A 14,628-nucleotide genomic window follows, 5' to 3' on the forward strand; every position below is an offset into this window, starting at 1 on the left:
TGAGATGACTTATATATATGAGCCCGTGAATCAGCCTACTTTGTTCATGGAACTAAATATGCCGCGCACTTACTTTTATAATCGTGGCTTGCGCGCCATGATAAATACCCGCCAATCCTTGCTCTTGCTGCCATGGCGCTCGACGGACAGAATTTCCAGGCCTTGCTGAGTCATGGCCGCCTGGAGCTGGCGGGCGTCGAAGCACAGCACTGGCGGCGCTTTGCCGATGGCGCGCAGCAGCGGCAGGGCCAGCTTGGGGATCAGTGGGTTCATTTCATTCAGGCAGGGTGTCTTCGAGATCAGTAAGCCGCCTGGTTTCAAGGCGTTGATGGCTGAACTCAGCGCCTGCGGCAGGTCTGCCACGAGATGCAGCAGGTTGAACGCCAGCACGGCGTCGTAGGTGCCCTGTTCGGCCGCAGGTGCGTCGGCGTCGGCTACTTTGAAGTGCAGCTGTGGCATGGGTTGGCTGGCGAGCTTCTCGCCTGCAATGGCAATCATCTGTTCGGCGACATCGGTGGCCACCAGCCGCCGCGTAGCAGGCGCCAGACGCAGAGCGGTGGTGCCCGTGCCACAACCGATTTCCAGCACCTCATGCTCCCTAGACAGCAAGGCTTGTACGCGCTGCAACGTCCGCTCGTAACCGGCCTGATCCGCAATTGGATCGTTCGCGTATTTACGCGCAATCCGGTTCCAGAAGCGTGCCTTTTCGGCCATGGCAGCCTGTGCTGCAGCTGCAGAGCAAGGGTCGACGGCTGTGGTGATGGGTGAGTGCATGGTGCGCGTCCTGTGCATGGATGTAAGGCGAAAGCCAACACAGTGCTGATGCTATCCTTGCGCATCATCACGGGGTATTGCGATAAATTGCAGACAACATATGCATTTACGTATGGATAAGGTCGACTGGAACCAGTTGCGCGCCTTTCTCGAGACGGCGGAAACCGGCTCGTTGTCGGCGGCCGCGCGTAAACTCGGGCAGTCGCAACCGACCCTCAGTCGCCAGGTCGCAGCCCTGGAGCTGGCGCTGGGCGTGACGCTGTTTGAGCGGGTTGGCAAAACCATGGCGCTGACCACCACGGGACAGGAGCTGTTGGGCCATGCGCGCGTAATGGGCGCGGCGGCACATGAACTGGGCCTGGCCGCGGCCGGGCGCTCGGAAGAGGTGGAGGGTGTGGTGTCCGTGGCCACCAGTGACGCGGTGGCGGCGTACCTGATGCCAAAGATTCTCCTGCAGATCCGTCAGGCGGCACCCGGCATCCAGGTCGAGGTGGTGGCTTCTGACGGTTTCAGCGACCTGCTGCGCCGCGAGGCCGATATCGCCATCCGCCATGTGCGCCCCGAGCAACCGGAGCTGATTGGTCGGTTGGTCCGGCAGAGTTCCGCCTGCTTCTACGCGTCCGAAAGCTGGGTGCGCGAACATGGCCTGCCGCGTACCGCCGAGGAGGCGGTACAACACGACTTTATTGGCATGGACCGCGCCGGCCATTACCTGCAGCACATGCGTTCTAAAGGCCTGCAGCTGAGCAGCGCGAACTTTCGCAGTTATGCAGATAATTCCGTGACCTACTGGGAAATGGTCCGCCAGGGCCTGGGCATTGGCGCAATCATGGAGGAGATCGCGCGGGAAACCCCGGGCATGGTTCATGTATTGGAGGATGTCGCCGGCTTCCCGCTGCCAATCTGGCTGGTTACCCACCGCGAGCTGCGCACTGCGCGGCGCATTCGTATCGTCTTTGACCTGCTGGCCGAGATCCTGGCTTGATCCGTGATCGCGACGACTGCTGTCAGGCAGCGGCAGCCAGAGGCATGCGTTCCAGCAGGCTGAGGTCCAAGCGCAGCATGCGCACACAACGTTCATCGCGTAGCTCTTTCGGTGACTGGTTACTGCGCAGGCGCAGCACCTGGCAGACCAGATTGAGCACCAGCGCCTCGCGGCTAAACACTCCGCTGCCGAGGTTGTAGAACGCCGCGATCAGCTCACGCAGGCCAAACGGCAGACGCCAGCGGATGCGCAGCGCCGAGCCGAAGCTGGCGGCGCGTTGCTGGAAGCTCTGGTGAATATCCTCATCGCGCAATACGCCGCCAGCGTCCTGCCAATCCTGCAGGCTGCGCAGCAGGGCCAGCTCGCCGATGTTGTGCAGCAGCGCGACGGTAAAGCACAGCTCGGCATCCAGTTGCAGCTCATCTGCCAGCCAGCGCGCCAGTTCGGCGCTGCGTTGTGCGCTGTCCCAGGCGCTGCTGGCCAGCTCTGCGAGGCGCGGATCACTGAGCAGTGCATTGCGTTGTACGGCCATGCCCAATACCAGATTCAGCGTACGCGCCAGGCCCAGACGCGGCAGTGCCTGGCTGAGGGTCTGGCAGGGTGCGCCCTGGTGCTGGGCAGCGCTATTGGCGGCGGCGATCAGCCGCGCGGTGATCTGCGGATCACGGGCAAACACCTCTTCCAGCTCACGCAGATCGCTGTCGTCACCATTGAGGCACTGGCTCACCGAGTCGCGTACCGAGGCCAGCAACGGCGCGCCCTGACCTTCTTCGCGCACCGCATTGAGGTAATCATCCAGGCTGTCGACCAGCAAGGGTGCCGCTATCGCTGTTGCGCTGGCGGCGGCGCTGCCAAGAATGCCGAGCAGGCGCTGGCGCAGTTGTTCGGCATTAAACGGCTTGGCCAGGTAGGCCGCCGGTGCCAGTGGCCGCGCAGCGCGCACGCTGCTGGCATCCAGGCGACTGCTGATCAGGATAAACGGCAGCGCCGGAGTGCGTGGATGGCGGCGCAACTGGCGCAGCAATTCCAGACCATCCAGGCCCGGCAGGTCGCCATCGGCAATCACCAGCGCCGGCAGACGGCGTTTGCATTTGGCCAGCGCTGCCTCACCGTCGGTGACTCTTATAACTCGCGCATCGGCGCGTACATCGAGTACCAGTTGCACGAGCAGATCGGCAGTCCAGGGGTCTGCTTCGGCGATCAGAATCTCCGGAGCGTTGGCCAGGGCAGTCATGAAAACCTCAGGGAAAAGCGTGATGGCAAAATAATGGCGCCATCGATATGGCGGCGCGCAGTGTACGGGTTGGTTACTTTAAAACCAGCGTCGCCCGACGAAATGCTGAGTCTTTAGTCAACTTTGTAAGTTTGCCTGAAAATACCGCAATAGAGCGGTCTGGTTGTCCTACAAGGCGCTTTTTAAATGCTTCAGGGACAGTAAAGGAGGGATGCTGCCTGGGGTGCTTGTGCACTGGCGAATAGCGCCGTGCTGACTGTTTGATCACCGGGGCAGATGCAGAACGCAAAAGACCCGCCGAGGCGGGTCTTTTGTGTGAGCGCTGCGGGCTTACGCCAGTTCGTCGAAGCACTCGGCGATGATCGCCAGACCACGGTCGAGCAGCGCATCTTCAGCGGTCAACGGCACCAGCACGCGCAAGACGTTGCCGTAAGTACCACACGACAGCAGGATCAAACCCTTCTCGCGCGCTTTGGCAACAATCTGCCCAGTCAGCGCGGCGTTGGGTTTGTGCACGTCGCCGCCTTCGCACAGTTCCATGGCGATCATCGCGCCCAGGGCACGCACTTCGCCGATGCTGTTGTGCTTGGCTTGAATGGCTTTGAGGCCAGTGACCAGACGCTCGCCCACTGCTTTACAGCGATCCAGCAGTTGCTCTTCCTCGAACACCTCCATGACGGCCAGGGCCGCGGCGCAGGCAATCGGGCTGCCGGCGTAGGTGCCGCCGAGGCCGCCTGGAGCGATGGCGTCCATGTATTCCGCTTTGCCGCACACGCCCGCCACCGGGAAACCGCCGGCGATGGATTTGGCAAAGGTGGTCAGGTCGGCTGCAACGCCCATCTGTTCCATGGCGAAGAAGGTGCCGGTACGCCCGGCACCGGTCTGCACTTCGTCGGCAATCAGCAGGATGCCGTGCTGATCACACAAGGCGCGCAGGCGCAGCATGAAATCTTTTGGCGCGACGTAGAAACCGCCCTCGCCCTGCACTGGCTCGATGATGATCGCGGCGATGTCGCGCGGCTCAGCATCGTTCTTGAAGATGCGCTCGATGCTGGCGATGGCGTCATCGGTGCTCACGCCGTGCAGTTCACACGGGTACTGGGCGCGGAAGATACCGCCGGGCATCAGGCCCATGCCGGCCGAGTACGGCACGACTTTACCGGTCAGACCCAGGGTCATCATGGTGCGGCCGTGGTAACCGCCGGTGAAGGCGATCACGCCGGCACGGCCGGTGGCAGCACGGGCGATTTTGATCGAGTTTTCCACGGCTTCGGAGCCGGTGGTGACCAGCAGAGTCTTCTTGGCGAAGTCGCCTGGCACGCGTGCGTTAACTTTCTCGCACAGTTCAACGTACGGTTCGTACGCCAGCACCTGGAAGCAGGTGTGGGTCAGTTTGGTCAGTTGCTCTTGCACCGCCGCCACCACTTTTGGGTGCAGGTGTCCGGTGTTGAGCACCGCGATGCCGCCGGCGAAGTCGATAAACTCGCGGCCCTCAACGTCGGTCACGGTGGCGTTCTTCGCCGACTCGGCAAAGATCGGGTGGATCTGGCCCACGCCACGTGGAACTGCAGCGGTGCGGCGTTGCATCAAAGATTCGTTGGTCTTGCTCATGATGTCCTCATTCGCCGGTTAATCTCGGCGTGGTTCAAGGATGTGTCACCGGTGCGGCTTGGCAGTATTCGATGATCGACTGCCACAGTACGCCCGGGCACAGCTATGTCCATATAAACGCAGAAGGCGCAGCGCTCTCGTGCGCCTCTGCGGGGTTACTTCGCCGGGTTAGATGCCCAGGCAGAGGTATTTGATTTCCAGGTAATCCTCAATGCCGTACTTCGAGCCTTCGCGGCCGAGGCCCGAGGCTTTCACGCCACCGAATGGCGCGACTTCATTGGAGATCAACCCGGTGTTGACGCCGACCATACCGTATTCCAGGGCTTCCGCCACACGGAACACGCGACCCAGGTCGCGGGCATAGAAATACGAGGCCAGGCCGAATTCGGTGTCGTTGGACATGGCGATCACTTCGGCCTCGTCCTTGAAGCGGAACAGCGGCGCCAGCGGGCCGAAGGTTTCTTCCTTGGCCACGGCGGCGTTCTTCGGCACGTCGACCAGAATGGTCGGCTCGAAGAAGCTGCCACCCAGAGCGTGTGGCTTGCCGCCGGCGAGCAGGCGCGCACCTTTGCTGACGGCGTCCTCAATGTGTTCCTGAACCTTGGCCATGGCCTTTTCGTCGATCAGCGGGCCAGTGGTGGTGCCTTCATCCAGACCGTTGCCGATCTGCAGCTTGGCCACGGCGGCGGCCAGTTTCTCGGCGAAGGCGTCGTACACGCCGTCCTGAATGTACAGGCGGTTGGCGCAGACGCAGGTCTGACCGTTGTTGCGATATTTGGAAATCAGCGCGCCTTCGACGGCTTTATCCAGGTCGGCGTCGTCGAACACGATAAACGGCGCGTTGCCGCCCAGTTCCAGCGAGACCTTCTTGATGTCCTTGGCGCATTCGGCCATCAGCTGGCGACCGATTTCGGTCGAGCCGGTAAAACTCAGCTTGCGCACGATCGGGTTGCTGGTCAGCTCGCCGCCGACTTCGCCGGCACTGCCGGTGACCACGCTCAATACGCCTTTCGGGATGCCGGCGCGGTGCGCCAGTTCAACCAGGGCCAGGGCGGAGAACGGCGTCTGCGAGGCCGGCTTGATCACCATGGTGCAACCGGCGGCCAGGGCCGGGCCGGCTTTACGGGTGATCATCGCCGCCGGGAAGTTCCACGGGGTGATGGCGGCAGTGACGCCGATCGGCTGCTTGATCACGATCAGGCGCTTGTCCGGCTGGTGGCCAGGGATCACGTCGCCATACACGCGCTTGGCTTCTTCGGCGAACCACTCAATAAAGGATGCAGCGTAGGCAATCTCGCCCTTGGCTTCGGCCAGCGGCTTGCCCTGCTCCAGAGTCATCAGGCGGCCGAGGTCGTCCTGGTTCTCGATCAGCAGTTCAAACCAGCGGCGCAGTTTATTCGAGCGTTCTTTGGCGGTCAGGGCACGCCAGGCTGGCAGCGCACGGTCGGCGGCTTCGATGGCGCGACGGGTTTCCGCTGCGCCCATTTTCGGTACGGTACCGATGATTTCGCCGGTGGCCGGGTTGTTGACCTTGATGGTCTGGCCGTTGTCGGCGTCCAGCCAAGTGCCGTCGATATAAGCCTGCTGACGGAACAGCTGGGTGTCTTTCAGTTGCATGGCAGTCTCCTAAATTCCGACACCCTGGCATCGGTACGTGTCATCGAATGTGCCGTACTGCAGCGCAGCTGGGCCTAATCTGTAGGGCTGGTGCTGGCCGTGGGCGGGCATGGGGTGCGCCGCGCACAATTTCAGCAAGAGCGTTTGAAATCTCAAACGAATCCTAGGGTCAAGAGGGGTAAAGGGCAATAGCCTGTTCGAAAAAATTAACGGAATATTGCCCTTATTCAAGGGATTTATACGAATTAACAGCTGGCGGTCGCTTAGCGTGCAGAATCACGAACAAGGCAGCAGCATGGACGCCCGCCAGCGACATGCGTATGATTGCGCCCGCGCTGCACCAGTAGCTCAGCTGGATAGAGTACTGCCCTCCGAAGGCAGGGGTCGTGGGTTCGAATCCCGCCTGGTGCGCCATATAAAGCAAGGGCTTAGGTGAAAACCTAGGCCCTTTTTTTGCCTGAACGATTATGCGCGCTGCCGTCTTTTGAGCCCTGCCAGTGATCCGATGTTGAAAGATCGGTTCATTGTTTGGCCATATCGATCCGTCTGCTCAATCGCTGCACGCCATTGCCTGATGTGGCGCGCGTTCTGTCGATGTGCTGAATCCAGGCACCACAGGCGTTCAGTGCTTCGAGAGCTGAGGCCGTTTGCAGAGGCTTGTTGGCAGAACCGCCCTGGGCCTGCCACTCAGTGCGCGTTGGCCAATGCTTTGTTGATGTCGTCCGCCAGATCGGCCGCCACTTCATCAATGTTGCGGTTCAGTGCACGACGTTCCAGCAGGAATTTTGCCGCTGCCAGCTGAGGGTTGCGCGTAACCAGCGCACCCGGCAGGCGTTTGGAGCGGTCCTGGGCTGCCAGTTGCTGCTGTTTTTCGGCGGCAAGGTCACTGATCCAGACATGCGCTTCAACATTGCTGGCACCTGCGCCGAAGCCAACAACCGTGCGTACCAGGCGCCGACCGGCTTCGCTGGACACTTGCCCTTGCACTAACCAGCCGTGGGTCGGCAATGCCGCCTGCTGGCTGACGGGCTTGACCTGAATCTGGCGAGCCTGCAGCGCCCGAAGGAGCGCCTCATCTAACTGCGCCGCACGCTCACGCTGTTGGCTGTCTGCCGGATTGTCCACCGCGAAAGCCGTCAGGTAGATGACGTTTGTGGGTTCAGTGGCGGCCGCCATCATCGGCAGCAAGAGGGCAAACATAGCGAGCAGAATCGGGCGCATAGAAACCATTGGCAGAGTGTGGAAGCTGCGACGCTAGAACATGCACGAAGAACTGTCGAGCCGCAGGCAGCAGTTGCTCAGTGGCTGTGATGAGCGACGCCCGGCGATACCGTGGCGACTCTCAGAGTGTGTTTGGGATCACCAAGCCTTTGCGTCGGTATGCCTCTATATCAATGCCAAAGGCGCCGCTGCTATGCACCTCATGGATGCGGTAGGGTTTGCCGCTGGGGTCCTTGGCGGTTTTGCCCAGGTCTATGATGCTTTCCTTGCAGGGTTGCTTCTGCCCGTCGAGCACGCGCAGTACCCTGGGTTTGAGTTTGTTGCCAGGTGGGCAGCCGATGATGATGCCGACTTCGCCATTGGTCAGCTCGACGATTTCCCCTGGCGGGTAGATGCCGACCATGCGGATAAAGCAGCCCACAATCTCTTCGTCGAAATGGCTGTTGACCGCTTCCAGCAGGATGCGCAGTGACTCCAGGCTGGATTTGCCCTTGCTGTACACGCGGTCGCTGTTGATCGCGTCATAGCTGTCGGCCACCGCGATGATCTTGGCGAAATAAGGGATCTTGCTGGCATCCAGGCCGCGTGGGTAACCCTGTCCATCCAGGCGTTCATGGTGCGAGTAGGCGACGTCGACGGTGGCGGCAGTGACCTGCTGGTTACTCATCAGCAGTTTGCGGCCCTCGGCGGCATGGCTCTGCATGATGCACAGCTCTTCGGCGGTCAGCGCGCCGGGTTTGTTGAGGATTTCGTTGGGCACCTTGATCTTGCCGACATCGTGGAGCATGCCGCATACGCCGATTTGCTCAAGCTGATAGACCGGCAGACCCAGTTCCTTGGCCAGGGCAATCGAAAGGATGGACACACGCAGCGAGTGCTCGGCGGTGTATTCGTCGCTGTTCTTGATGCGCGCCAGCCAGAGCATCGCCGCCGGGTTGCGCAGGATGCTTTCAACACAGTCTTTGATGACAGCTTTGACCGCTTCAACATCCAGCTCCTGGCCGAGCTTGACCGCTTGCAGAATTCGCAACGACTCGTCGCGTGCAGCGCTCCAGGTGGGAGCGGCCTGGAGCATTTCCAGGTTGAAATCGACCTTGGCGATGGCCGGTTGCAGGGCTTCGGGCTGGGCGATATTGGCCGTGACCTGATCGTGTACCGTTACAGATTGCCGAGCATCCACCCAGACGTAGCTGCAGACTTCCTGCAGCAGGCGTATGTCCAGCTGCTGGCGGATGCGAAAGCCTTGAAAGAGGAAGGTGGTGTCTGTCCAGGGCCGGTCCAGCTCCACCACGTACATGCCGATGGTCAGTTGCGCAGCGTCAACTTTGATACGGTCTGGTTTGGCTTCGTCGGCCATGGGGCTTTCCAAAGGAAGTCGCTAAATACTGGCCATTAGCTACCCGTGGTGTGTGGGCAGCAAATTGCATTTACCTATTGATGGCGCTGGGTTGCAGCATCAGCGTGCTGAACGTGTGCCACTCCCTCAAGATTAGCCACCAAACGGCCGTTGTGGGACTCACTGACGGCTGCTGGGCGATTAATGGGACAGGCCCAGGCGCTTGGCCAGGCGGATCAGGTTGGCGCGGTCGATGCCCAGCTCGCGGGCGGCGGGGGCCCATTTGTGTTGATGGCGCTCCAGCGCCTGGCTGATCAGCTGTTTCTGGTAGGCGTCGAGGGCTTCGCGCAGCAGCAGTTGGCTGTGTGGCTCTGCTGTGCGTTGAGTCGCAGGTGCTGCTGTTGGCTGGCTGCTCGGCAAGTCCAGATGGGTGCTGTCAATGCTGAGGATGCGTGGGCGCTCGCTGCAGCCGGCCAGTGCCTTGAGCGCGGCGCGGCCGATCAGGTGTTCGAGTTCGCGCACGTTACCCGGCCAGTTGTACGCCAGCAGGCTGGCCTGAGCGTCGGCCGTCAGGCGCAGGCTGCGTAGGCCCAGGCGGGCACGGTTTTCTTCGAGGAAGTAGCCGGCCAGCAGCAGTACATCACGGCCGCGTTCGCGCAGCGCCGGCACTTTCAGCGGGTAGACGCTGAGGCGGTGGTAGAGGTCGGCGCGAAAACGCCCGGCGCGCACCTCCTCGGCCAGGTCGCGGTTGCTGGCGGCCAGCACGCGTACGTTGACCCGCTGCTCCTGATCGGCACCGACCCGTTGCAGCTGGCCGCTCTGCAGCACGCGCAGCAGCTTGGCTTGCGCGGCCAGCGGCAGCTCGCCGATTTCATCGAGAAACAGGCTGCCGCCATCGGCCAGTTCGAACTTGCCGCGGCGCTCGTTGTGCGCGCCGGTAAAGGACCCGCGCACGTGGCCGAACAGTTCGCTTTCCACCAGGTTATCGGGCAGCGCCGCGCAGTTGAGGCTGATCAGCGGCTTGGCTGCGCGCGGGGATGCGGCGTGCAGGGCTTCGGCAACTAGCTCCTTGCCGACCCCAGTTTCACCGCTGATCAGCACGCTCAGTTCACTGTTGCCGACCAGCGTAATCTCCGCCGCCAGTCGTTTGTGCACGGCGCTCTGGCCGATCAGTTCACGCGGGCGTTGCTGGACGGCGGCCTGCTTATAAGCCTCGGCCAACTGGTGCTGATCCTCAGCGCGTTGCAGCAGTGCGTTGATCCGTTCGCTGGCCATCACGGTAGCAGCGGCCAGGCTGGCGAAAGCCTGCAGGTTGTCGAGATCGACCCGGCCGAAGCTCGCCGGATCGAGCGAGTCGAGGGTCAGCAGACCCCAGGGCTGGTCCTGCACATACAGCGGACAGCCGAGGCAGTCATGCACGGGCAGGTGGCCGCGATGGCCGTCGACCAGACCGTCATAGGGATCGGGCATCTCGCAGTCGGTGGCAAAGCGGGTCGGCCCGCGTTGCGCCAGCAGCGCCTGCAGGCGCGGGTGTTCGTCGAGCTTGAAGCGCCGGCCGAGAGTGTCGGCGCTCAGCCCTTCAACGGCCAGCGGAATCAGCACATCGCCGTCGAGCTTGAGCAGCGCCACGGCGTCGCACGGCAGCAGCTGCCGCAGCGCCTGTAGCAGGCGGCGATAGCGCTCGGCTTCTGGCAGTTCGCGGGACAGATCGGCGACCAGGGGAATCAGGGCGGTAAGCAGTGGATTTGCTGTCATAAGGACACACTAGTTGTCATTAAGACTCGGAATGCTTGCTGTCATAAAGACACAAGTATTTATAAGTCTATGATTTATATATTAAAAATAATTGGCACGCTTCCTGTAGTAGTCAGGGTGATATGAACCGAAGCGCTGCGCAAGTGCAGCGTGTCGCCCTGACGAGGAAGCCCTATGTTGACCCCTGCCCAAAACGCCCTGATCAAAGCCACCGTACCGCTGCTGGAAAGTGGCGGTGAAGCACTGACTCGGCACTTCTACCAGATGATGCTGAGCGAGTACCCCGAGGTGCGCGCGCTGTTCAATCAGGCGCACCAGGCCAGCGGCGGCCAACAGCGGGCCCTGGCCAATGCGGTGCTGATGTACGCCCGGCATATCGACCGGTTGGAGGCGCTGGGGCCGTTGGTTGGGCAGATCGTCAACAAGCATGTGTCGCTGCAGATCCTGCCCGAGCATTACCCGATTGTCGGCAGCTGCCTGTTGCGGGCGATTCGTGAAGTGCTTGGTGAAGAGATCGCCACCGATGCGGTGATCGAGGCCTGGGCCGTGGCTTATGGGCAACTGGCGGACATCCTCATCGGTGCCGAAGAGGCCGCGTATAGCGCCAACGCCACTGCCGAGGGTGGCTGGCGCGGGGCGCGCAGTTTCCGCCTGAGCCGCAAGGTGCAGGAGAGCGAGGAGATCGTCTCGCTGTACCTGGTGCCGGCCGACGGTGGCGCGCTGGCGGCATTCCAGCCCGGCCAGTACATCGGCCTGCGCCTGCTGCTGGACGGTGGCGAGCAGCGCCGCAACTACTCGCTGTCGGCCTTGAGCAATGGCCGCGAGTACCGCATCAGCGTGAAGCGCGAGGTCGGCGGCAAGGTCTCCAATTACCTGCATGACCAGCTGCAGGTCGGCGACAGCCTGGAGCTGTTCGCCCCAGCGGGGAATTTCGTCCTGCGCGAGTCGGCCAAGCCGCTGGTGCTGATCACCGCTGGCGTCGGTATCACTCCGGCGCTGAGCATGCTGGAAGCGGCGCGCGACACGGGCCGCGATATTCACTTTATCCACTGCGCGCGTCACGCCGGTGTGCATGCCTTCCGTGACTGGGTCGATGCGCAGCGTGCTGAGCGTCCGCAGCTGCGCCATTACGTGTGCTATAGCGAGCCGCGTGCAGGCGATCAGGGTGATGCCGAAGGCTTGCTCAGCCTCGAGCAGTTGGAGCAATGGCTGCCTGAGCAGCGTGATCTGGATGCCTACTTCCTCGGCCCCAAGCCGTTTATGGCACAGGTCAAACGGCATCTGCACAGCCTCGGCGTGCCGGCGGCGCAGAGTCATTACGAGTTCTTTGGTCCGGCCAGCGCGCTGGACAGTTAATAACGCGGCCTAGGAGGTGATTATGTTGGCGTATCTATCCTGCCCATCGCGGGCATTGCAACTGGCGAACCGCATGCTGCTGGCCGGCGTGCTGCTTTTGCTTAGCGGCCTGCTGGGCGCCTATGGCCTGGAGGCGCAGCTGAGCATGGGCAGCCTGGTTACGGCGCACGCGCTGACGATCATTGGCCCAGGCCTGCTTAAGCTCGGTTATGTGCTGCGCCTGGCCGCGCAGCAACATCTGCGCACGCAACAGGAGCCCTGCTGTGCAGTTGCGTGATCGCCAGCAGGAACTGGCCATTGCGCCACTGTGGCGGCTGGGTTTTCGCCCGTTCTTTCTCGGTGGCGCGCTGTTTGCCGTGCTGGCAATCGGTCTGTGGGCGGCGGCATTACTGGGCTATCTGCCGGGTTGGCAGCCGGTGGGCGGTAGCTTGGCTTGGCATCGGCATGAACTGCCGTTCGGTTTTGCAGTGGCGATCATTGCCGGCTTTCTGCTCACCGCCGTGCAGAACTGGACGGGGCGGCCAGGCCTGAGCGGTTGGCCGCTGGCGGCGTTGTTCGGCTTGTGGTTGCTGGCGCGACTGGCCTGGCTGTTCGGTGCGCCGTTGCCACTGTTGCTGGCGCTGCAATTGCCCTTTCTACCGCTGCTGGCGTTGTTGCTGGGACGGCAACTATGGACGGTGCGCCAGTGGCGCAACTACCCGCTGGTGGTTGTGCTGTTGCTGATGGCTAGCTGCGAGTGGCTGCTGCTGTATGGGCTGGCGCTGGGTGAAGACGCTGTGCAGCGGCGCGGTGCATTGGCCGGGTTGTGGCTGATTGCTGCGCTGGTGAGCATCATCGGTGGGCGGGTGATTCCGTTCTTTACCCAACGTGGCCTTAATCGAGCGGAGCCTGCTGCACCGCGGCCGCGCCTGGATCTGCTGGTGCTGCTGTTGTCGCTAAGCCTGGCGCTGCTGTTTGCCAGCGGCTTGGCATTGCAACCGTCGCTATGGCTGCTGCCGCTGTTGCTGGCTCTGGTTGCGCTGCATGGTGTGCGTTTATGGCACTGGTACGACGCCGGGATCTGGCGCGTACCGCTGCTCTGGTCATTGCATCTGGCCTATGCCTGGTTGCCGCTGGCGTTACTGGCCCTGGCGACCTGGCATGCCGGCTGGCTGAGCAATGCCAGCTTGGCCTATCACGCCATGGCATTAGGCACGGTCGGCGGGGCGATTCTGGCGATGCTGGCGCGGGTCAGCCTTGGGCATACCGGTCGGCCGTTGCAGCCGCCGGTCGCGATGGGCTGGGCGTTTGCCAGTCTTCAGCTGGCGGTTTTGGCACGGGTGCTGCTGGTGCCGTTTGCGCCCGCTGCTGGACTGGGGCTTTCCAGCCTGTTGTGGATCGCGGCCTTTGCCCTGTTCGTACGCTACTACGCGGTGATGTTCTGCACTTCGCGCGTGGATGGGCAGCCGGGTTAGCGCGCTCTACAGCACCCCAGCTTCACGCAAGGTGGCTATCTGTTCCGGGCTTAGGCCCAGGTGTCGGGTGAGTACCTGCTCGGTATGTTCGCCGAGCAGGGGTGGTGCGTTGCGGTATTCCACCGGGGTCTCGGACAGGCGCAGCGGGCTGGCGACCTGCGGGGTGCTGCTGCCCAGGCTGTTGGGCAGGTCGAGGCGTAGGCCGCGCGCTTGTACTTGTGGGTCGGCGAATACCTGGGCCAGGTCGTTGATCGGCCCACACGGTACGCCGGCGGCTTCCAGCAGCGTCACCCATTCGGCAGTGGTCTTGAACACCGTGGCCTGACGCAGCAGTGGGATCAGCTCGACGCGATGGGCGACACGCGCCTTGTTTGAAGAAAAACGCGGGTCATCGGCCAGCGCCGTCAGGCCGGCAACCTCGCACAGCTTGCGGAATTGTCCGTCGTTACCCACGGCGATAATGAAGTTGCCGTCGGCCGAGGGGAAATCCTGATAAGGCACGATATTCGGGTGAGCGTTGCCCAGGCGTTTGGGCGCGACGCCGGTGTTCAGGTAGTTCATCGCCTGATTGGCCAGGCAGGCCACCTGCACGTCGAGCAGTGCGACGTCGATATGCTGACCGAGGCCGGATTGTTCACGTTGGTTGAGTGCCGCCAGCACGCCGACCGTGGCGTACAGGCCGGTGAGAATATCGGTGAGGGCGACGCCGACCTTTATGGGGCCGGCGCCCTCCTCGCCGTCGGGCTTGCCGGTCAGGCTCATCAGCCCGCCGAGGCCCTGGATCATAAAGTCATAACCTGCTCGCTTGGCGTAGGGCCCGTTTTGCCCGAAGCCTGTGATGGAGCAGTAGATCAGCCGTGGGTTGATGGCTTTCAGTGAGGTGTAATCGAGACCGTAAGCCGCCAGGCCACCGACCTTGAAGTTCTCCAGCAGCACGTCGCAGTTCTGCACCAGCTCACGCACCAGGCGCTGGCCTTCGGGCTGGGTGAAATCCAGGGTCACCGACTGTTTGTTACGGTTGGCGCTCTGGAAGTAGGCCGCCTCGCGCGAGTCATTGCCTTCGGCATCTTTCACATAGGGCGGGCCCCAATGGCGGGTGTCGTCGCCGCTGCCGGGGCGCTCGACCTTGATCACCTCGGCACCGAGGTCACCGAGAATCTGCCCGGCCCAGGGCCCGGCGAGTACGCGGGACAGGTCGAGTACGCGGATATGCGAGAGTGCGCCGGGCATAGGGATATCTCGAAAGTGGAAACGTAGGATGGGTCGGGCCGTGCAGGTTGAGCGC

General features: G+C 62.3%; 12 protein-coding genes and 1 tRNA gene. 5 read left to right on the top strand and 8 right to left on the bottom strand.

Annotated features, from left to right (window positions below; translation table 11 throughout):
- Nucleotides 1-75 precede the first annotated feature (75 nt).
- Nucleotides 76-774 (bottom strand): class I SAM-dependent methyltransferase, encoded by a 699-nt coding sequence (locus tag BLO50_RS15000; RefSeq protein ID WP_090254327.1) that lies wholly within the window; start codon nt 772-774, stop codon nt 76-78.
- Between the two features lie 100 nt (nt 775-874).
- Between BLO50_RS15000 and BLO50_RS15005 the strand changes: the two genes are divergently transcribed.
- Entirely contained in the window at nt 875-1,759 is an 885-nt protein-coding gene (locus BLO50_RS15005; RefSeq protein ID WP_208597437.1) for a LysR family transcriptional regulator, read from the top strand.
- A 22-nt stretch (nt 1,760-1,781) separates the two neighbouring features.
- On the opposite strand, the gene BLO50_RS15010 is transcribed toward BLO50_RS15005, so the two are convergent.
- The 3 genes from BLO50_RS15010 to gabD form a co-directional block, all read right to left on the bottom strand.
- Entirely contained in the window at nt 1,782-2,993 is a 1,212-nt protein-coding gene (locus BLO50_RS15010; protein ID WP_090254330.1) for an HDOD domain-containing protein, read from the bottom strand.
- Between the two features lie 330 nt (nt 2,994-3,323).
- Nucleotides 3,324-4,604 carry a 4-aminobutyrate--2-oxoglutarate transaminase gene (gabT, locus tag BLO50_RS15015; protein WP_090254332.1) on the bottom strand — a complete coding sequence of 427 codons (1,281 nt, stop codon included), beginning with the start codon at nt 4,602-4,604 and terminating at the stop codon, nt 3,324-3,326.
- A 168-nt stretch (nt 4,605-4,772) separates the two neighbouring features.
- Nucleotides 4,773-6,221 carry an NADP-dependent succinate-semialdehyde dehydrogenase gene (gabD, locus tag BLO50_RS15020; RefSeq protein ID WP_090254334.1) on the bottom strand — a complete coding sequence of 483 codons (1,449 nt, stop codon included), beginning with the start codon at nt 6,219-6,221 and terminating at the stop codon, nt 4,773-4,775.
- Between the two features lie 337 nt (nt 6,222-6,558).
- Here gabD and BLO50_RS15025 point away from each other — a divergent pair.
- Nucleotides 6,559-6,635: transfer RNA gene (locus tag BLO50_RS15025), tRNA-Arg, on the top strand.
- 273 nt (nt 6,636-6,908) lie between these two features.
- Here the strand turns inward: BLO50_RS15025 and BLO50_RS15030 are convergent.
- The 3 genes from BLO50_RS15030 to norR form a co-directional block, all read right to left on the bottom strand.
- Nucleotides 6,909-7,421: a DUF4410 domain-containing protein gene (locus tag BLO50_RS15030; protein ID WP_208597438.1), complete on the bottom strand. Its 513-nt coding sequence runs from the start codon at nt 7,419-7,421 to the stop codon at nt 6,909-6,911.
- Between the two features lie 142 nt (nt 7,422-7,563).
- Entirely contained in the window at nt 7,564-8,799 is a 1,236-nt protein-coding gene (locus BLO50_RS15035) for an HD-GYP domain-containing protein (protein ID WP_090254338.1), read from the bottom strand.
- 180 nt (nt 8,800-8,979) lie between these two features.
- Nucleotides 8,980-10,533 (bottom strand): nitric oxide reductase transcriptional regulator NorR, encoded by a 1,554-nt coding sequence (gene norR / locus BLO50_RS15040; RefSeq protein ID WP_090254340.1) that lies wholly within the window; start codon nt 10,531-10,533, stop codon nt 8,980-8,982.
- A 174-nt stretch (nt 10,534-10,707) separates the two neighbouring features.
- Here norR and hmpA point away from each other — a divergent pair, with 174 nt between their 5' ends.
- From hmpA to BLO50_RS15055, 3 genes are read left to right on the top strand one after another with little or no spacing between them, the layout of a single operon-like run.
- Entirely contained in the window at nt 10,708-11,889 is a 1,182-nt protein-coding gene (gene hmpA / locus BLO50_RS15045) for an NO-inducible flavohemoprotein (RefSeq protein ID WP_090254343.1), read from the top strand.
- A gap of 22 nt (nt 11,890-11,911) precedes the next feature.
- Nucleotides 11,912-12,166, top strand: a complete 255-nt coding sequence (locus tag BLO50_RS15050) for a hypothetical protein (RefSeq protein WP_090254345.1) — start codon at nt 11,912-11,914, stop codon at nt 12,164-12,166.
- Entirely contained in the window at nt 12,153-13,343 is a 1,191-nt protein-coding gene (locus BLO50_RS15055; protein ID WP_090254347.1) for an NnrS family protein, read from the top strand. The genes BLO50_RS15050 and BLO50_RS15055 overlap by 14 nt, the downstream gene beginning before the upstream one ends.
- 6 nt (nt 13,344-13,349) lie before the next feature.
- Here the strand turns inward: BLO50_RS15055 and BLO50_RS15060 are convergent, their stop codons facing one another.
- Nucleotides 13,350-14,573: a CaiB/BaiF CoA transferase family protein gene (locus BLO50_RS15060; RefSeq protein ID WP_090254349.1), complete on the bottom strand. Its 1,224-nt coding sequence runs from the start codon at nt 14,571-14,573 to the stop codon at nt 13,350-13,352.
- Nucleotides 14,574-14,628 lie beyond the last annotated feature (55 nt).

The sequence above is a fragment of the Pseudomonas peli genome, assembly GCF_900099645.1.
In the GTDB taxonomy this organism is placed as follows: Bacteria; Pseudomonadota; Gammaproteobacteria; order Pseudomonadales; family Pseudomonadaceae; genus Aquipseudomonas; species Aquipseudomonas peli.

Coding starts and splice junctions, on each gene's coding strand:
- BLO50_RS15000 (WP_090254327.1), bottom strand. CDS start 774: ATGCACTCACCCATCACCACAGCCGTCGACCCTTGCTCTGCAGCTGCA.
- BLO50_RS15005 (WP_208597437.1), top strand. CDS start 875: ATGCATTTACGTATGGATAAGGTCGACTGGAACCAGTTGCGCGCCTTT.
- BLO50_RS15010 (WP_090254330.1), bottom strand. CDS start 2,993: ATGACTGCCCTGGCCAACGCTCCGGAGATTCTGATCGCCGAAGCAGAC.
- gabT (WP_090254332.1), bottom strand. CDS start 4,604: ATGAGCAAGACCAACGAATCTTTGATGCAACGCCGCACCGCTGCAGTT.
- gabD (WP_090254334.1), bottom strand. CDS start 6,221: ATGCAACTGAAAGACACCCAGCTGTTCCGTCAGCAGGCTTATATCGAC.
- BLO50_RS15030 (WP_208597438.1), bottom strand. CDS start 7,421: ATGTTTGCCCTCTTGCTGCCGATGATGGCGGCCGCCACTGAACCCACA.
- BLO50_RS15035 (WP_090254338.1), bottom strand. CDS start 8,799: ATGGCCGACGAAGCCAAACCAGACCGTATCAAAGTTGACGCTGCGCAA.
- norR (WP_090254340.1), bottom strand. CDS start 10,533: ATGACAGCAAATCCACTGCTTACCGCCCTGATTCCCCTGGTCGCCGAT.
- hmpA (WP_090254343.1), top strand. CDS start 10,708: ATGTTGACCCCTGCCCAAAACGCCCTGATCAAAGCCACCGTACCGCTG.
- BLO50_RS15050 (WP_090254345.1), top strand. CDS start 11,912: ATGTTGGCGTATCTATCCTGCCCATCGCGGGCATTGCAACTGGCGAAC.
- BLO50_RS15060 (WP_090254349.1), bottom strand. CDS start 14,573: ATGCCCGGCGCACTCTCGCATATCCGCGTACTCGACCTGTCCCGCGTA.